At 61.9% G+C, this 18,655-nt stretch carries 15 protein-coding genes and 1 pseudogene; 11 read left to right on the forward strand and 5 right to left on the reverse strand.

Going from position 1 to position 18,655, the window contains the following annotated elements:
* Position 1: 1 nt before the first annotated feature.
* The 4 genes from BTH42_RS33180 (at position 2) to BTH42_RS33195 (ending at position 2,819) form a co-directional block, all read left to right on the forward strand.
* Entirely contained in the window at positions 2-328 is a 327-nt protein-coding gene (locus tag BTH42_RS33180) for a DUF4387 domain-containing protein (RefSeq protein WP_075305406.1), read from the forward strand.
* A gap of 16 nt (positions 329-344) precedes the next feature.
* Positions 345-1,136 (forward strand): 3,4-dihydroxy-2-butanone-4-phosphate synthase, encoded by a 792-nt coding sequence (gene ribB / locus BTH42_RS33185; protein ID WP_256702502.1) that lies wholly within the window; start codon positions 345-347, stop codon positions 1,134-1,136.
* Between the two features lie 16 nt (positions 1,137-1,152).
* Positions 1,153-1,650 (forward strand): flavin reductase family protein, encoded by a 498-nt coding sequence (locus tag BTH42_RS33190; protein WP_075305407.1) that lies wholly within the window; start codon positions 1,153-1,155, stop codon positions 1,648-1,650.
* 239 nt (positions 1,651-1,889) lie between these two features.
* Entirely contained in the window at positions 1,890-2,819 is a 930-nt protein-coding gene (locus tag BTH42_RS33195; protein ID WP_075305432.1) for a LysR family transcriptional regulator, read from the forward strand.
* A 104-nt stretch (positions 2,820-2,923) separates the two neighbouring features.
* Here the strand turns inward: BTH42_RS33195 and BTH42_RS33200 are convergent, their stop codons facing one another.
* Complete coding sequence (locus BTH42_RS33200; protein WP_075305408.1) at positions 2,924-4,306, reverse strand: MFS transporter; 1,383 nt, start codon at positions 4,304-4,306, stop codon at positions 2,924-2,926.
* Positions 4,307-4,712: 406 nt separating this feature from the next.
* Between BTH42_RS33200 and BTH42_RS33205 the strand changes: the two genes are divergently transcribed.
* Positions 4,713-5,612 carry a sterol desaturase family protein gene (locus BTH42_RS33205; RefSeq protein WP_075305409.1) on the forward strand — a complete coding sequence of 300 codons (900 nt, stop codon included), beginning with the start codon at positions 4,713-4,715 and terminating at the stop codon, positions 5,610-5,612.
* A gap of 388 nt (positions 5,613-6,000) precedes the next feature.
* Positions 6,001-8,022, forward strand: coding sequence for a glycoside hydrolase family 28 protein (locus tag BTH42_RS33210; protein ID WP_075305410.1), 2,022 nt, complete (start codon positions 6,001-6,003; stop codon positions 8,020-8,022).
* A 312-nt stretch (positions 8,023-8,334) separates the two neighbouring features.
* Here the strand turns inward: BTH42_RS33210 and BTH42_RS33215 are convergent, their stop codons facing one another.
* Together BTH42_RS33215 and BTH42_RS33220 are read right to left on the reverse strand one after the other, a co-directional pair.
* The gene (locus BTH42_RS33215) at positions 8,335-9,264 is read right to left on the reverse strand and encodes a phosphatidate cytidylyltransferase (RefSeq protein ID WP_075305411.1); all 930 of its coding nucleotides are present in this window, start codon (positions 9,262-9,264) and stop codon (positions 8,335-8,337) included.
* Between the two features lie 35 nt (positions 9,265-9,299).
* Positions 9,300-9,929: a 1-acyl-sn-glycerol-3-phosphate acyltransferase gene (locus tag BTH42_RS33220; RefSeq protein ID WP_075305412.1), complete on the reverse strand. Its 630-nt coding sequence runs from the start codon at positions 9,927-9,929 to the stop codon at positions 9,300-9,302.
* 357 nt (positions 9,930-10,286) lie between these two features.
* Here BTH42_RS33220 and BTH42_RS33225 point away from each other — a divergent pair, with 357 nt between their 5' ends.
* The 5 genes and pseudogenes from BTH42_RS33225 (at position 10,287) to BTH42_RS33245 (ending at position 15,570) form a co-directional block, all read left to right on the forward strand.
* Positions 10,287-10,892, forward strand: coding sequence for a CDP-alcohol phosphatidyltransferase family protein (locus tag BTH42_RS33225; protein WP_075305413.1), 606 nt, complete (start codon positions 10,287-10,289; stop codon positions 10,890-10,892).
* A gap of 45 nt (positions 10,893-10,937) precedes the next feature.
* Positions 10,938-12,699 (forward strand): annotated as a pseudogene (locus BTH42_RS33230) (bifunctional alpha/beta hydrolase/class I SAM-dependent methyltransferase).
* Positions 12,696-14,099, forward strand: coding sequence for a phosphatase PAP2/dual specificity phosphatase family protein (locus BTH42_RS33235; protein WP_075305414.1), 1,404 nt, complete (start codon positions 12,696-12,698; stop codon positions 14,097-14,099). Before BTH42_RS33230 ends, BTH42_RS33235 begins: the two are co-directional and overlap by 4 nt.
* Positions 14,099-14,551, forward strand: a complete 453-nt coding sequence (locus BTH42_RS33240; protein ID WP_075305415.1) for a hypothetical protein — start codon at positions 14,099-14,101, stop codon at positions 14,549-14,551. Before BTH42_RS33235 ends, BTH42_RS33240 begins: the two co-directional genes overlap by 1 nt.
* A gap of 194 nt (positions 14,552-14,745) precedes the next feature.
* A complete protein-coding gene (locus BTH42_RS33245; protein ID WP_075305416.1) occupies positions 14,746-15,570 on the forward strand; it encodes a multidrug ABC transporter ATPase in 825 nt (274 codons plus the stop codon).
* Between the two features lie 186 nt (positions 15,571-15,756).
* On the opposite strand, the gene BTH42_RS33250 is transcribed toward BTH42_RS33245, so the two are convergent.
* Together BTH42_RS33250 and BTH42_RS33255 are read right to left on the reverse strand one after the other, a co-directional pair.
* Positions 15,757-16,440 (reverse strand): DUF3142 domain-containing protein, encoded by a 684-nt coding sequence (locus BTH42_RS33250; RefSeq protein WP_143752314.1) that lies wholly within the window; start codon positions 16,438-16,440, stop codon positions 15,757-15,759.
* Between the two features lie 31 nt (positions 16,441-16,471).
* Complete coding sequence (locus tag BTH42_RS33255) at positions 16,472-18,646, reverse strand: hypothetical protein (RefSeq protein ID WP_075305418.1); 2,175 nt, start codon at positions 18,644-18,646, stop codon at positions 16,472-16,474.
* Positions 18,647-18,655: the final 9 nt, after the last annotated feature.

An 18,655-nucleotide genomic window follows, 5' to 3' on the forward strand; every position in this document is an offset into this window, starting at 1 on the left:
GATGGCCCGCCTGAGAGACATCGCGAAGGCCTGCAAAAGCAAGAACGCGGGACCTTTTCATATCACGCTCGACATCATGTTCGACGACCCGGCGCTGTTCGACAAAGTGCGCGCGTCCGGCGTCATCACCGCGGACCTGATCGCCTCGCTGTACCGGGTCGACGTCGCCCAGGTGCTGTTCACCGAATATCCGCCGGCCCTCGCGTGGAAAGCGACGCTGCCGCGCCGCATCGCGTCGGGGGCGGTCGGTGATACGGACATTTACGGCGCGCAGCAGCATGCGCCGCTGCTCGATATCGAAGTGCCGCTGCCAGACAGCAACGAATAAACCAGAGGCAATCGACATGCAACACGACAATTCGCTCACCGACGCGGCCTCGGACACGGTCTCCGGCGCCGCGCCCGAACTGCGCCAGCGCGACGGCGCCGGCGCGCATCCCACCCATCCCGCCGCTCGAATGGCGCGCGTGAGGCGGCCAGCGCCGAGCCTCGCGAACCATCGCAACCATGACGGCGCGACCAGCTTCGATACCGTGCCGGCGGCGATCCGCGCGATCGAGCGCGGCGAGTTCGTGATCGTCGTCGACGACGAGAACCGCGAAAACGAAGGCGATCTGATCATTGCCGCCGATGCGGTCACGCCCGAAGCGCTCGCCTTCATGGTGCGGCACACGAGCGGGCTGATCTGCGTATCGATGCCGGGCCGCGTGCTCGACCGGCTGGATCTGCCGCCGATGGTCCAGCAGAACGACGAGCCGTTTCGCACCGCGTTCGCGGTCAGCGTCGATTTGCGCCATGGCGTGACAACCGGCATCTCCGCGGCCGACCGCGCGGCGACGATCGGCGCGCTCGCGTCGCCGAAAGCGGTCGCCGACGACTTCGTGCGGCCCGGCCACGTGTTTCCGCTGCGCGCGCGCGAAGGCGGCGTGACCGAGCGGCGCGGCCACACCGAGGCGGCCTACGACCTCGTACGCCTCGCCGGGCGCGGCTATGCCGGCGTGCTGTGCGAGCTGGTCAACGACGACGGCACGATGGCGCGGCGCCCCGATCTGGTGCGCTTCGCGGTCGCGCACGGCCTCACGCTGATCTCGATCGCGCAGTTGCTCGCATACTGCGGCGCCGCGGAAACCCCCTGATCGCAGGAACAAAATCATGCCTACCATCGACAGCCAAAACCTGCGCAAAACACTCGGCGCGTTCACCACGGGCGTCACCGTGATCACGACCGTGGACCCGCAAGGGCGGCGCTTCGGCGTCACCGCGAACTCGTTCAGTTCGGTATCGCTCGATCCGCCGCTGGTGCTGTGGAGCCAGGCGAGCACCTCGCGCAGTCACCCGGCGTTTCGCGACACCGAGCGGTTCGTCGTCAACATCCTTGCGGTCGACCAGATTCATGTATCCGATCGCTTCGCGCGCTCGGGCGACGACAAGTTCAGCGGCGTCGAGATCGACGAAGGTCTCGGCGGGCTGCCGATCATTCGCGGCGCGTCGGCGTTTCTCGAATGCCGCAAGATCGCGACTTACCCGGGCGGCGATCACGTCGTGTTTCTCGGTCAGGTCGAGAATCTGTTTCGCGGCGAGCGCCCGCCGCTCGCGTTTCGCGACGGCAAATATCTGACCCGCCTCGCGCACGATCTGGCCGAAGCGTAAGCATCGGCGCGCGCCGAAAGCGGTGCCGGCGCCTTCGCGCCAGCGCCGCTTGCTGCCCGCCGCCAACGACTCGCGGGCTCATACAGCGGGCGTGGTCTACGCGTTTGTCCCTACGCCGCGGCGGCTTTGCCGCCCGGCTGCGCCGCCTGCCTGCGTGCTACCATCGCCCGATCCCTCTCTGACTGATGCGTGCGCCGCCGCGACGCGAGCGGCCCGCGCTTCGCCCGCCGCCCGATCTCATGGACAATCCGTCGTTCCGTTTTCATCTGCCCGAACTCGAGACCTTTCTCGTCGTGCTCGAGGAGGGGCAGTTCAGCAAGGCGGCCGAACGGCTCTGCATTTCACAACCCACCGCATCGAGCCGCGTGAAGAAGCTGGAGTCGGTGCTGCGGGTGCAACTGCTGGTGCGCACCACGCGCAGCGTCGAGCCGACCGAGGAAGGGCGCCTGCTGCAGGCCGCCGCCAGCGAAGCGCTCGGTGGGCTATATGACGTGCTGCGCCAGTTCCGCGGCCGCTCGGAGGCCGCGCGCAACCGGGTCGTGGTCGCCGCGACGCCGATGATCGCCGCGACCTTTCTGCCGCAAATCATTCATTCGTATTGCGAGCGCTTTCCCGACGTCAGCGTCCAGTTGAAGGACATGCCGTACGAAAGCGTGCTCAAGACTATCGCCGACGGCAGCGCCGATCTCGGCGTCGCGGCGATCGACGGCGACTACGACAACCTGCTGTTTCGCCCGCTCGCCGAGGAGCCGGTGGTGCTGATGGCGCCCGCCGCGCATCCGATCACCCAGGTAGAGCAGGTGACGGTGGAAACGCTGTTGCCGTACCGGCTGATTCTGCTCGCCCGCTACGGCGATCTGCGCCAGCGGCTCGCGCGGGCGTTCGACGAGCGCGGCGCCGTCTTCGACGCGGCGACCGCCGCCACGCTGCCCACCTTGCTCGGCATGATCGACACCGGCGGCTTTCTGACTTTCATGCCGCGCTCGCTCGCGGAATCGAATGCGCGGCGCAATCGCGCGACGCTGGAGCTGAGCGACTTCCGGGCGAGCCGCTGTTACGGCAGCATCGTCACCCGCAAGGCGGTGCCGACCACCGCGATCAAGAGCTTCCGCGATCATCTGCACAGCGAATTTCCCGCGTCGATGCATGACGCCGGCGCGGCGTCGTAGCGCGACGCTTCGCGCTTCCATGAAAAAAGGCGTCACCGTCGTGAGACCGTGACGCCTTTCGTTTGCCGGGCGCGGCGAGCGCACCCGTTCGCACACTGGCCGGTTCAGGGTGTCCCGCTGCCGACCACCGACGCCGTCGCAACCGCCACATCGTGGTGCGGCTGCGTGCGCTCGGCGACATAGCCGACCTGATGGGCGCGGTGCCGCAGCTTCATGTAGCCGATGCCGCCGAGCGTCGCGATGGTCCCGGCCACCGACACCATGCCCGCGAGGTACCACCACGAGCCCGTCCGGTGCATCAGCCATTCGGCGATCAGCGGGGTGGGGGCGCTGAACAGGATCGACGCGATCGCGCCGGACACCGCGATCCCGGTGTAGCGGTATTCGGCCGGAAACAGTTCGGCGCTCATGCTGCCGACGACGCCATAGGTGGTGACCTGTCCGCAGACCATCGTCAGCGACAACGCGATGCCGACCAGCAGCGGGTTCGCGGTATTCAACGTCAGGAACAGCGGTACGCTGCCCAATACCGCGAACAGCGTGCCGAAGAAGAACACGCGATGCGCGCCGATCTTGTCCGCGTACGCGCAGATCAGCGGAAAGGCGATCAGGTCGATCAGCGACGCGATCATCACCAGGTTGAAGGTGGTCGCCTGCGGCATCTTCAGATGGTAGGTCGCATACGACACGAAGTAGGTCGCCACCATGTAGAACACCACCGCGAACGACGCGGACATCGCGGTGGCGACCAGCACCGGCAGTTTCGCGTAACGCAGCACGTCGGCAAGTGGGAGTTTCACGCGCCGGCCGCTCTCCTGCACCCGCTTGAAGTCTTCCGACTCCGCGACGCCCAGCCGAATGATCAGACCGATCAGCACCAGCGCGAAGCCCGCGATGAACGGGACGCGCCAACCCCACGCGAGCCGCTCTTCGGGCGGCAGCAGCCCGACGAGCGCCATCGCGCCGGTCGACAGAAACAGCCCGAAGCCGCTGCCCATCTGCGGCGCCGCGCCGTACAGCCGGACCTTGTGGCGCGGCGCGTTCTCGACCGCGACCAGCACCGCGCCGCCCCATTCGCCGCCGACCGCGAGACCTTGCAGTAGACGCAGCGCGACCAGCAGCACCGGCGCCAGCATGCCGATCTGCTGGTAGGTGGGCAGCAGCCCGATCGCGCCGGTCGCGACGCCCATCAGCACGAGCGTGAAGATCATCGTCGATTTGCGGCCGATGCGGTCGCCCAGATGGCCGAAGATGAACGCGCCGAGCGGGCGGGCCAGAAACGCGACGCCGAACGACGCGAACGCGATCAGGCGCGCGACCGACGCGTCCTTGTTGGGGAAGAACAGGGGTCCGAAATAAAGCGCGGCGGCCGTGCCGTAAATGAAATATTCGTACCATTCGACCGAGGTGCCGACGCAACTCGAGATGAGCGCGCGGCGCGCCTGCTTGACCTTGTCGACCCCGGTGCGGGTGCCTTGCTGTGCCATGTTGTCTCCTGATTCGCATGTTGTGCTGAGGGCCGGTCCACGCGTTGCGCGGCATCGGCTTCGCAGCCGGCTATGTCACATTCTCGTCAACATGCGCGGGCGCATCCATGCGCAGGCTAAATAGATTGATTGGATTTTTGGAAGAATGGTTGGCGCGAAAGCGCCCGCGGCCGATCGTCATCGCGATGGCGACAGCCGCCCGACAAGCCACGTTGCCCGGACTTTCTCCCCCCGACGGGCAGCCGGAAACCCTTACCCCACCGGCGCCTCACCCCCATGACATACGCTGAAATACCTTTCGCATAGCCAGTCACGAGAACCCTCTCTAAAGTGCGCGTATCGGATGCGCTGCACTGACTACCCGCCACCGCAGACGATACCTCCCGCCACCATTTACGGCATCGTCATGGAATCCTTAACAAAACTCGTTCTTGCCTTTACCGGCATCGTCGTTGTCCTTTCGCTGATCGAAGCCGTCGTGCTCAGCCGCATGAAGCGTGCGGCCACACCGTTTGCGTGGTACGAGGTGTGGATTTCGCTGTTCGATCTGGCCGGACGCAGGCTGATGTCGCTGCTGCCGATCTCCGTTGCGACACCGGTTTTCAGCTTCGTCTACGACCATCGCATTTTTACCGTCGATATCAATAGCGCGCTGATGGTGTTCGCACTCTTTCTCGGCATGGAGTTCTGCTACTACTGGTATCACCGTGCATCGCATCGCGTGCGCTTCTTCTGGGCCACGCACGCCGTGCATCACTCGCCGAACCAGTTGACGCTGTCAACCGCATATCGTCTTGGCCTGACCGGCAAACTGACCGGCTCGACGCTGTTCTTCGCGCCGCTGGTATGGCTGGGCGTCAAGCCCGAGGTCGTACTGTTCACGCTGTTCGCCAATCTCATGTACCAGGGCTGGTTGCATACCACCTACATTCCCAAGCTCGGCTGGTTCGAATATGTGTTCAATACGCCTTCTGCGCACCGTGTGCACCACGCGTCGAACGTCAGTTATCTGGACGCGAACTACGGTGGCGTGCTGATCGTTTTCGACCGGCTGTTCGGCACCTACGTCGAAGAACGCGCGGACGAACCGTGTCGCTACGGTCTCGTGACGCCGACCACGTCGCGCAATCCGCTCGTCGTCGAATTCGAACATTGGGCCACGCTGATTCGCGATGTCGTCAGCGCGAAAAGTGCGTGGACCGCGCTCAATCACGTGATCCAGCCGCCGGGATGGCTGCCCGACGGGGGAGGGGAAACGACGGAAGAACTGCGCCGCCGGAGCGAACAAACCCGGCGAACCTGCTGAGGATGATCCGGATTCCGGTCAGAGGGGCGGTCCTGCTTCCGCTTCTTCTATGCCTCATTGATGTCAGACAACACCGATTCTAAAGCGCTTTCAGCGGATATTTTAGGCTTAGCAGATATGATGACATATAACTACTTGGGTCCATCTAGGGCTGTCACAACGCCGTCATGGCAAGGCAAAGATGGCCTTTCTTTGTTAAAAATACGTGCACATGGGGTTTTTCTGGATCACGCCTTACACAATCTTTTTTATATGATGTCCTATATCTCGATCCAAGAAGTTGTCCCTCGTAGTTGCCTTACATATCTTTCGAAGCACGGCTGACGCGAAGCCGTCCCGCGCGCCCGTGCTCGATTACAACCGTCGGTGAGACGGGCCCGGAGACAAAATGAAAGACAAGCAGCAGACCCGTTCCGAAGTTCCTTCCGCAGCGCGACGTTCGTTCGTCAAACTCGCGAGCCTCTCGGCGAGCGCGCCGCTGTTCGGCGGCATCGGTGCGCTGAGCGTGCTCGGTGGATGCGGCGGCGGGGTAGATTCTTCAGGCACGAGCGCGCCGGCCAGCCCGACGCCGCCGGTCGCGCAGGATCCGATCTGGGGCCCCACGGGCTCGGCGACGCAGATCATCAACGCGCTGCAGAGCGTATCGACGTCGATGTTCCCGGCCCGCCAGTTTCCCGTCACCGATTACGGCGCGAAACCGTGTGCGGTCGTCGCCGCGACCAACCCGTACACCGATGCGTCCAAGTCGCCGCTCTCGACCGGCGCCGACCAGACCCACGCACCCGGCTCATTCGATTCCCAGCCGGCGTTCCTCGCGGCGATCAAGGCCTGCAACGCGGCGGGCGGCGGCACCGTGGTCGTGCCGGCCGGCAGCTGGTATTGCGCGGGGCCGATCGTGCTGCTGTCGAACGTCAATTTCCATCTGAGCGCGAACTGCGAGATTTTCTTTAGCCCGAATCCGGCCGACTACGCGAAGGACGGTCCGATCGACTGCGGCGCAAACGGGAAGCTCTACTACAGCCGCTGGCAGGCCAACGATTGCCTGAACTACGGCACCCCGATCTATGCGCGCAATCAAACCAATATCGCGCTGACCGGCGAAGGCGACACGTCCGTGCTCAACGGCCAGGCCATGACGCCGTTCGCCGGCAGCGGCAACACCAGCACGTGCTGGTGGACTTTCAAAGGCAATAGCGGCGCGTATGGCTTCGTGAATTCGTCAACGCCGTCGCAGGCCACGACGAATCTGAGCAACGTCGATCTGAAAACGGTCGTGCCCGGCATCTCCGATACGCTTTACGCGGAACTGACCAATCCCGCCACGCCGTGGCAGCAGGACCAGAACTATCTGCCGGCGCTGTCCGAGTCGGGCGTTCCGATCGAGCAGCGCATCTTCGGCATTGGTCACTATCTGCGCCCGTGCATGGTGGAGTTTCTCGGCTGCACGAATGTGCTGATGGATAGCTATCGCACGATCAACACGCCGTTCTGGCAGCATCATCCGACCGACTGCAAGAACGTCGTGATCCGCGCGGTGACGGTCGACAGCATCGGCCCGAACAACGACGGCTTCGACCCCGACGCGTGCGACATGGTGCTGTGCGACAGCGTCGTCTTCAATACCGGCGACGATTGCATCGCGATCAAATCGGGCAAGGATCTCGACACGCAATACGGCCCCGCGCAAAACCACGTGATCCAGAACTGCACGATGAACAGCGGTCACGGCGGCATTACGCTCGGCAGCGAGATGGGCGGGGGCGTGCAGATGATCTATGCGCGCAATCTGCAGATGCTCAATAAGTTCTGGGCGACCAATTCGTTGAACATCGCGATCCGTATCAAGACGAACATGAATCGCGGCGGCTTCGTGAAGGACTTCTATGTCGACAACGTCACGTTGCCGAACGGCGTGAGCCTCACGGGCGCGGGCTACGGCAGCAGCATGCTGGCGGGCAGCCCGATCAACTCGACGGTTCCTGTCGGTGTCGTCACCGCCAGCGCGGCGAATCCGTCGGCGTCGCAAGGCGGCATCATCACGTTCGACTGCGACTATCAACCGTCGAAGGACGCGATCCGCACGCGGCCGGCGCTCGTGCAGAACGTCAACATCTCGAACGTCAAGGCGAGCAACGTGACGCTGAACGGCGTGACGGGCTCGTGCTTTCAGGCGATCGTCGCGCAAGGCCCGGTCGCGTTCGACTACAACGGCCCCGCACCCACGCCGACGGTCCCGGCAATCACCGGCGTGACGATCACCAATTGCGACTTCGGCACGCCGGCCGCCGCCGGTCCGGCGACATCGACGACGCCTGGACCGATCTACGCGTACAACGTGCATGACATCACGCTTGTGAATACCGTGATTGCGGGGACTACGATGAATAAGACGGTCAGCGATACGCGGTGATGTTTTTGGCGGGGTTTTTCTTGTAGCTGAGGACGATGCGGAGGTTGGTGCGTCGTTAAGAGCGGGAGGCGCTGCAGGCGCCTCCCGCTTTGTCGTTGGCGTCGGGTGTGGGTAGTGCTGTGCGTGATGAAGATGGTTGCAGTCAACGGTGCCTGAGAGCGGGCGCATCCGGTCGCGAAGTCTTAGGGCACCCGTTGGCCTTCAATTGCTCGTCGAAAGCGTCCGAAGCAAGCTGAGTGCAGCGGCCTTTCCCCAAGCCGCACCCAGACGAAAGCGTAAAACTCCGCGTGAGCGCGATTCTTATTTCGATCGTCAGGTGTACAGGTATCGCACAAGGTGAAAGAACACCGGCGCGGCAAAGCAGATCGAGTCGACCCGGTCCAGCATCCCGCCGTGTCCGGCGATCATCGAGCCCCAGTCTTTAGTGCCGAGCGACCGCTTGACGGCTGACAGCACAAGCCCGCCGACGAAACCCGCAATCACGATCACGAGAGAAATGCCGAACGCGGCAACGAAGCTGAACGGCGTCACGCGATAGAGCGCGGCGCCGCACAATGTCGCGAGCAGGCCGCCGCCGACGAAGCCCTCGACCGTCTTCGAGGGCGACAGGCGCGGTGCGATCTTGCGTCGTCCGAACAGTTTACCGACCACGTACTGAAGCACGTCGCTAATCTGCACGATGAGCAGGAAATAGAACAATAGCAATGCGTTCTGCCCCGCGTAATGAGGGATGTCGAGGATCAGCAACGCAGGTGCGTGGCTCAACCCATAGATGCATACCATCAGCGCCCAGTTGATCTTCGCGTTGCGGCTCAGGAATTCGCTTGTGTCCTGGGTGAGCGCCGACACGAGCGACATCGTAAAAAACAGGTGCACCGGCACGAAGATCGAATACATGCCGTACCAGTTGATCGCGAGCAGCAGGTATTGAACGGGAATGGCGATGAAGAACGCAATGAAGAGCGTAGTGTGGTCGCTTGCCGTCGTGGGTGTCAGCGTGATGAATTCGCGCAGCGTCAGATAAGACAGAAGCGCGAACACGAAGTACGTGACGTTGTTGCCCAGACTGATCGCGATGACCATCACCGCGATCATCGCCCACCATGCACGGATGCGCTGATTCAGATTGACGATGGTCGTGTTCGTGTCGCTGCTGCGTGCGCCGAGAATCGCACCGATCACGGTCGCGACGGTCAACAGGATCGTGACGCCCCCGACCAGTTCCCAGAAAAGTGTTCGCATATTCGAAATTCGGATAAAGAGGAAAGAGGCGGCGATCAGCCTGCCTGCCGGTGCGGAGCGAGTGCGCTGACCGCGTCGCGCATGCGAGCGAGGAAGGATGCCTTGTCTTCCTGTTCGCCGCGCACTTCGGTCGCGCCGAAGTGCACCTTGCAGATCAGCGGCACGGGCCAGATCGCGCCTTTGGGCATGATCCGCTGCAAATTTTCGAGGTAGACCGGGGCGAGGGCGACATGCGGGAATTCGCCCGCGAGATGGAACAGCCCGCTTTTGAATGGCTGCGGCAGCGCGTCGGTGCCACGCGTGCCTTCGGGGAAAATGATGATTGAATGACCCTGCGCGAGCGCTTCGCGCACGGGATCGAGCGGGTCGCCGCCTGATTCGCGGTGGCGGTCGATTAGAACCACGTTCAGCAGCTTCTGCGCGATATGGCGCTTGAGACCACTGCTGTCCCAGTAGTCGCGCGCGGCGACCGGCCTCACGACCGCGCGCACGTCGCCCGGCAGCGCAGCGAGGATTGCTAGCGTATCGATGTGGCTCGTATGATTCGAGAAGTAGATCTTCTGCGATGCGGAGGGCGGCGCATCATGCCAGACCGGATAGGCACCGGCGACGAATCGCACGATCGTCAGCAGGAAGTCGCGTTGCCAGATATGCCGTAGATTCATTATTGGTAGGCGCAGTGTTGGACAGGCAAGCCGGTGCGACCTGTCGCATATCAAACTAATAGTGTTGGAAATGATGCATGTTTTCGCGCTATTCGACTTTTCGCGATGTCGGAAGTCTACGATGAACGATCGCGCTTCAAGCATTATTTTTCTATGCATAACGAAATTAACAGTATTTAACGTACCTCAATAAAATTTAATCCAAGCACGATCGGAATTTTATTGTTAAAAAGAATTCGCCACTGTTGACGTTTTTATCGTGGCCAATAATATTGGCGTCTTCGCGCAGACATTGAATAAATCCGGCGACGCGACTCGTCATGCGCAATCCACACCATTTTGCTTGCACAAGAATAAATGAGCCTTTACGAACTCAAACCAAAATTCCAGAACCTGCTGCGCCCACTGACGAGATCACTCGCACAACGCGGCATCACCGCCAACCAGGTCACGCTATGTGCCGCCGCAGGTTCGATTGCAGTCGGCGCACTCGCCAGCCTTGGGTTTGTCGCACGGGGGCTGTTTCTGTTGATTCCGCTCTGGCTGTTTGTGCGAATGGCGCTCAATGCGATCGACGGAATGCTTGCGCGCGAGCATGGGCAGAAGAGCGTGCCCGGTGCCTACCTGAATGAACTCGGAGACATCGTGTCCGATCTCGCGCTCGTGCTGCCGTTTCTCGCGGCCTCAGGCTTTGCAGCGGCCGACATCTGGTTATTCGCACTGGCCGCAGTCGTTGTCGAATGCGCGGGACTGATCGGCCCGCTTGTCGGCGGAAGCCGTCGTTACGATGGCCCGTTCGGCAAGAGTGACCGGGCAGTCGCGCTCGGGGCGTTCGCGCTGTGGGTAGGCTTGAGCATGCCGGTCGGCGCCGTCGCGATATGGGTGTGGCGTCTGTTGATTGTGCTGTCGCTGGTGACAGTCGTGCGACGCGCACAGGCGGGGATCGCCGAAGCCGGCGGATGATCACGGCGTCGAGATTGATTTGACTCACGGAATGAGAGAAAGCGCATGAGCGTACGTGTCGCCTACGAGGCAGAGTTTGTCACTCACGATGGCGAAAAGCTGTTTTACCGTCACTGGCCTGCAGCGATCCCGCGCTGCCGCGGTGCAGTCGTGCTGTTGCATCGCGGCCACGAACATTCGGGGCGTGTAGCGCATCTTGTCGACGAACTCGACCTGCCTGACTTCGCATTCTTCGCGTGGGACGCGCGCGGTCACGGCCGCTCGCCTGGCGCGCGGGGCTATAGCCCGGGCATGGCCGCGTCCGTGCGAGACTTGCAGACCTTTGTCGAGCACATTCGCGACGCGCACGGTATTGCGACGGAGGATCTGGCGATTGTCGGCCAGAGTGTCGGCGCGGTGCTTGCGGCGACCTGGGTGCACGACTATGCGCCGCCGGTGCGCTGCCGCATCGCCGGCGTTCCACATCAAGCTCTATGTGCCCTTCGCGCGGCCGGGCCTGAGACTGTTGCACAAATGCTGTGGCCTGTTCTACGTGAACAGCTATGTGAAGCCAAAATTCCTCACGCACGACGCTGCTCGCATCGCGAGCTATACGGCGGATCCGCTGATCACGCGGCCAATCGCGGTCAACATGCTGCTCGAGCTACATGACACCGCGAAACGCATTGTGGCCGATGCCGCTGCGATTACCGTCCCGACGCAGTTGCTGATCTCGGGCGCCGACTGGGTCGTCCATCGCGGTCCGCAAGACCAGTTCTTCGACCGGCTTGGGGCAACGCGCAAGGAGCGCGTCGTGTTGCCGGGCTTTTATCACGACACACTCGGCGAGCGGGATCGCGCGCAGGCGCTTGCATCGTTGCGGGCGTTCGTACTACGGGAATTCGACGCGCCGGGGCCGCGCGTATCGCTGGCCGACGCCGACCGAAGTGGGCCCTTTCACGACTAGTACCTGGCGCTGAAGATGCGGCCCGCGAACCTGCCCGGACGGATGTACTGGGCAGCGGCGCGGGTCACGCTGAAGGCTGGTGGCGTGCTGTCGGATGGTGTTGCGCTCGGGCTCAAACTGGGTTTCGACTCGGGTTCGACTCTCGACTACGTGTACCGCAACCATGCACAGGGGAAGTTCGGGATAGGCAGGTCGATCGATCGCGCCTACCTCGATTCGCCGGGCTGGCGCGGAATCCGCCAGCGCAAGGTGCACCTCGAGCAATTGATCGGCATGGCGATCGCCCGGTTGCGACGCGACGGCGTCGCGGTACGGATCGTCGATATCGCTGCGGGGCATGGCCGCTATGTGCTAGATGCGATTGCATCGGCGACCCGGGAGGTTGGGGCCGCGCCAGACGGCATCGTGCTGCGCGACTACAGCGCGCCGAATATCGAAGCGGGGCGGGCGCTGATTGCCCAGCGCGGCCTCGAACATATCGCGCGCTTCGAACATGGCGATGCGTTCGACGAAGCGGTTCTCGCCGCACTTGATCCACGGCCGACGCTCGCGATCGTCTCTGGCCTCTACGAGCTATTCGCAGAAAACGCGTTGATCAAACGTTCGCTGCACGGACTTGCGCAGGCGGTGCCGGTGGGAGGATATCTGGTCTACACCGGCCAGCCGTGGCATCCGCAGCTCGAGTTCATCGCCCGCGCGCTGAACAACCACCGTGGCGACTCGACCTGGGTGATGCGCCGCCGTTCGCAGGCCGAAATGGACGAGTTGGTCGCACGCGCGGGGTTCCGCAAGCTCGACCAGCGAATCGACGGGATGGGCATATTTACTGTCAGCCTCGCACAACGGGTGAACGCGGTATGAGCGATTTCGGCGGCAGCGAGCGTCGCTTCGCCAGCGACGTCGCAGATGGCGCGCGCGAAGCGTCGTTCATGCTGCGGTTAGGCTGGCTCGTGATTATGGGCGTGGTGTTCTTTTCAACCTATGGCCTCGCGAACTGGCTGGCTTCGCAGCGAGCGTCGGTGCCGACCTTCGCGTTCGGCTGGGAGCGGGCGATTCCATTCGTGCCGTGGACGATCGTGCCGTACTGGTCGATTGATCTGCTGTACGCGCTGTCGTTCTTTCTGTGGGCACGGCGTGACGATCTGCTCGATCACGTAAAGCGCCTGCTGACCGTTCAATTGATCTCGGTCGCGTGCTTCATCGCCTGGCCGCTGCGTTTCGGCTTTGAACGGCCCGACGCGGGCGGCGTCGCAGGGGCGCTGTTCACGCTGCTGATGGGTTTCGACAAGCCGTATAACCAGGCACCGTCCCTGCACATCGGACTACTCGTCGTGCTGTGGGCCGTCTATGCGGAGCATCTGCGTAGCATCGCTGCGCGCGTCGTGCTGCACCTGTGGTTCGCGGCGATCGGCGTATCGGTACTGACAACATGGCAACATCATGCGATCGATGTGCCGACTGGCGTTGCCGTTGGCTGCGTTGCACTGTTCCTGTTCCCGCTGCGCGCCGCCGCGTGTCGGGCGCGAGCCGCTAACAGGGTGCCGTCGCCGGAAGCCTGTGTACTCGCGCGACGCTATGCGCTTGCGGCAATTGCCGTCGCGTGCGTCGCACTCGCCTGCTTGCCTGGCGCGGCCGGTGCGGCACTGGTCGCAGGTTGGGTTGCGCTTTCCCTCGCGTGTGTCGCTTCGATCTACTGGCGCGGTATGCCAGCCGCGTTCCAGAAGGATGCGCAGGGACGTTTCCCGCCGCTCATGCTAATGCTGTTCACGCCAACGATCGCCGGCGCGTTTGTCAACTCGCGCGCGTGGACGTTCCGGCGGCCACAGCCCGTACGGATCGATGCACGGGTGTCGATTGGCCGTACTCCGACCTCGAGCGAGTTGCGACGACATGGTTTTACCGGCCTCGTCGACCTGACCGCAGAGATGCCAAGATGGACGAAGAGCGACGCGTTGTTCGCTTACGCGACCGTGCCGCAACTCGATCTCGTCGTACCGTCGTACCTTCAGTTGCGGCAGGCTGTAGCCGAACTCGAAAGGCTGCATGAGAGCGGCCACGACGTCCTGGTCTGCTGTGCGCTCGGCTACGGGCGCAGTGTATTGTGCGCGGCCGCGTGGCTGTCGATGCGCCGTAACATGAACGATGCGGGCGACGCGCTCGCCGCCGTGCGGGCGATGCAGCCGGACGCAGTGTGGTCGGCGAAGAGCGCCGCGGTGTTGCAGGAGTGGATAGATCGCCGGCGAGCGACGGAGGCTGTGTGATGCGCGACCAGTCCATACCGTTCCTGATCGCGGCTGCTCGCGGGGCGCTCGAAGCTGGCTATTGGGCGAGCGCAGTGGCGCTTGGCTCAGCGGGTGCGGGATGCTGGATTGCGGCAGGCTGGCAGCACGTGCCGCTGGAGCGCGTACTGCTGGCGAGCGTCAGCATTATGTTCGGCGTCGCGGCTCTATGGTATGCCGTGCGGATCGCAATTGACCGTCGATTGTTCGCCGCGTTGGCAGACCATCCACGGTTGCAGGAAGGAGAAGTCGATGACACGTTGGCGGGGCTGGACGAAGCGTTGATCGCTCTTGGCTGGATAAATGCGGAAAAGGTGCGTCGTCCACCAGGTGCACGAGTGCGGGGTGCGATCAGGTTACTGTGGGGCAGTGTTGTGATTGCCATAATGCAGTGGCTGGTGGTCGGCATCGCAATCGCCGCGCGAGGACTATGACGGACCGCGGAAATTCCGTGTAATGGCATATGGATAACGGTTCAGGCTATATCGCCGGGAATCTGTCGAACACCGGATAAGAAGTATTGACGAATTTTTTCTAGCGCGTGTCCGGAGATACAGGGGCAATTCCACCGTGTTGCTTCCCTCTATAAAGGGCATTGAGATACCTACTTTGCCGAATTCTGTTTGAAATGCATAGACTCCTCCGTTTCGTTCCTTTCCTTGCACTGGTAGTCTCGCCCTTAGCCCATGCCAATGACGACCCGGCTTGCGACGAAGTGACTGTGGCCACCATCGCCCATTGGGCAGGTGTAACGGGCAAGCTGATATCGCGGAACAAGCCAGGCGGCGTGCTGGCTGCGACCGCCTGCAAGGCGATGCCGAATTCGCCTGGCACGACGATAGCCGCCGTTGCGTTTGACACGAACTTTGATCATGCCGACGGTGAGGATGGGGATCATATAAAGCAAGTCATCGCCCTTGTTCAGGGCGGGAAAGTGATCGCGGCCAATCGTTCCTTCGTCGAAGAAGATGCTGCTACGCATTTTGGCAGCTACCGTATAGATACGGCGCCGTATCTGCTCTCTCCGTCAGTGCGTGCCTTTGGTGTTGTATTCGACAGCGACACAGTCGGACCGAGCTGTCCCGATGCCGCCGCGGAGCATGAGCTGACTCTCTGGGTTCGTAAAGAGGATGACCTGGTCCCTGTGTTCGGCACGAATCTCTATGGTTGGGTCACTGTCGACAATCTCTCCTGTGGGCCAGGTATCGAGGGCGCCCGCAGCGAGTCGGCGCATATGACTATAGCCATTGAAAGGACATCGAGTCACGGTTTTGCTGACCTATCGCTTACCGCGCAGATTACCCAGACGCAGTTGAAGAAGGGAAATTACGTCGATACGGGAAAGCGGATCGTTCGCAAAGTCCTGAAGTATGACGGCACGTCCTATGGTGTCGATATGTTTCGGAGCTTCTGGTATCCATCCACCTCTCCGATGCATTCGGCCGGGGATTGATCGATGCAACAGAGAAAAACGCAGACAGCAGCCATGTGCGGCCGAGTCCGAGACGGACGAGCACTGGCATTACTGTGTCGATTGGCCGATTCTCGCGTGGAGCACGCCTAACGTCCATGACAGGGCGCTGCGACGGTCCGGCTCGCCACAAAGGCGTCCGTCAGACGTTCGTGCGATTGCTTCGGGTTATTCGTTGCGGAGAAAGACCACATAGCCCCGAAACCACGGACTTTCCGCCAGGTACCGCGGCGCGTCCCATGCGCCACGCTCAATGATCCCAATCCTGAACGGCAATTGCAGCCGGCTGACGCGCGGTAAATAGCTATCGTAATCAGGAATCGTGTGACGGCCCTGATAGGTCTGCACTACGACCTCGTCGACGATGTGTTTGAGCTGGTTGACCTGATCGGTGTCTATGCGGCTGCTCCAGTCGAGCAGTCCGGTAATGCTTAACCGGTAGTCGGCAGGCAGGCGTTCACGCAGGCCGCGCAGGAAGTCGAGATAGTCCTGCAAATGGAGCGTATGCGCATCGAAATCAATCTGAACACCCACGATCGCGCGGCCCTCTGCCCGCCGGCGCGCGATTTGGTTCAGCATGATGCGCTCGATGCGCGGCGTCCAGTGCAACGTATGCGCGCGATACACGAGCCAGATCCTGGCGCGGGACGAGGGCGGAAGTGACGCACCCTGCGCGATGAAGCGTACGATCGATTCGTCGCGCGGTGACGCTTCGATCTGCCCCTGAAGCAGGTAGATCGTGCGCGCGTCCTGCAGCACCGGCTGCGGTTTCACACCCGCCCACATCCAGAATGCATCGTATTGTGACGGATCTACCGTGCCCGCCAGTGCAATTCTCGCGCACAGCAGCATGGCTGCGCCTAGCAAACGCGTCACCGCGAACTCACCAGTAATACTTCAGCGATTGAGCAGCCTTACTGTGCGGATAGGCAGCTTTCAATGTATTGAACCACCGCTTTCGCGTGTCAACCGGAATGTCATTGCCCCCGCAATCGCTATAGCCAGAAGGTGCAAAGCAGCGGATCGCGCGATAGAGCGCGTAAGCACGGTCGTCCGCCGATGCCCGTGTATCGCCTATAACCGTTTGATAGTTGGTTATCCGTTCAACGACCTTTCCGCGAAATTGCGAAGGAGCGCTTCCGAGCGGCGGCGCGGTGGAGTCTGTCGGGCTGGCGGCCGCCGCGGGCTGCGCGAACGAAAACACGATCGGATCGCCGACGAGCGGATACGCGGGTGGGTGACGGCGCATAAATTCGCCAAGGCAATTGAGCCCCTTCGCGTCACGAGGGTCCTGCTGCAGACCCACAGCCACGTCGCGTATCGACGGACATACGTAGCCGATAGCATCCGTGGTGGCAGGCGAATTGAATGGCTGTAACGGCTCCGATGAGGTATCCCGAATCATCGGCAGGTCCGCGATGAAATCGGAATAGTGCCCGCGGGTCAATTCCTTATACAGCAAGGTATAAAGCGCGAGATCGCGCATCCTGTCGTTGCTTGCCTTGTTCTGTGCCTGGGCCCGCAACAGGTCCGCACTAGCCGCGCGTTGGATCAGGGTTTCGCGTATGGCGACATTCTGGATCGGAGAGTCATCCGCGAAGACTCGGTCGACAAGGCCAGCCTGCTCGAGATTGATGGCGAGCGCAAGCTCCAGGGTTTCGCGCTGGAGCGGGTATTTTGTAAGCGGTATCAACTGCGTCCAGAGTTGACGTGCCTTGTCGCGCTGGCCGCTGTCCTCGAGTGCGAAGCCGCGCAGCATCTGCTGGCTCAAGGCGAAGTAGTCGAGTGAAGCTCCGACGGACTGCGGCAGCAGGGCTAGCGCCTGCTCCGGCTGGTGGCCAAGGTGCACGTACCACGCCGCGAGCAGATACTCGAATAGCATCGGCCTGCAGGCAAAGCGTGGCTTCTGCGCCTGCAATTCGTGCAATGCAATCGGCTTTTGTCGGCTTGCGTCACTGCTGTCCGAGACGCGCATGCGCATCAGGTCAATGATCGCCAGTAGCTGTGGAGACTGGATGTCATTCGTCTTGATGTCCGTCATGAGCAGTTTGCTGTCGAGTTCATTTGCCAACTGGTCGAGCCGGACGTTCGACGTTGTCGCGGACCAGTTCGCGAAAGCACTATCGTACAGCCTGGCCTGTTGCGTAACGTCGTCGCCCAGCCACGCGATACGCCGCTGCAAGCCCGCTGCGGATGCCGAATAGAGGCCATGCGGATAAATACGTAGATAGGTACGGAAGACAGTGTCCGAAGCGGCGAGTGAAACCTTGACTACCTTTGAACGATCGGGCGTGATCGCATGTTCGTCGAATACGCCGGCTTGCGCCGCGTTGAGCTGGGCACGACCGGTCATGTAGAGCGCGGTTTCCTTCAACCACGGATCGGTACTGTGTGACGCGCTGGCGAACGCCTTCGTAGCAGAGAAGAAATCGTGCTGGTAAAACGCACGTGCACCGTCGAGGTAGGTCGCAAACTGTTGGCCTAACCTGGACCTGAGGCCCGCCGATTTCGTCCACGGCGCACTGGTTCCACTATCCTCACAAGCCGTCATCATGACGGCGCGCGCTGCGCGTAACGACGCGGCGTCATCAGCAGGGAGTTGCTTCGCGGAGTCCAGTGCCGCGTAAAACCCCTTGTCTCCCGATGCAGCACTGCGACAGATGTTGCCTTCGCCATCGGCATAGTAATCTGTTTGATTACCATCAGCGGCGTCGTCACTTCCAGTACCCGATTGAGTTTGACTTCTATCGATCCAGGTCGAGAAGTCGTACAGAAACGGAACGGTAAGTTCGCTTGTTCCGTCCGCGGGAGCGAAGGTCGACGGTTTGGGAAGAGTTTGAGCAAACCTGTCCGCATTTACCATCAATAGCATTGCGTTGATTCGCGTATCGTTGCCGGGACTCAATATCGGCACGGCGCCGCACGAATAGTCGTTCTGTCTCGGTGTGGCCATTGCTTCACAGGTTTCGTCCGAGCTTGCGTAAGTGGCCGAAACGGGTAGCAGGCTCGTTACCACAAGGATGATGAGTTGTCGAAAAGACAAGATAATTCTCCGCATTGTCCTGAA

The sequence above is a fragment of the Burkholderia sp. SRS-W-2-2016 genome, from assembly GCF_001931485.1.
Taxonomy (GTDB): Bacteria; Pseudomonadota; Gammaproteobacteria; order Burkholderiales; family Burkholderiaceae; genus Paraburkholderia.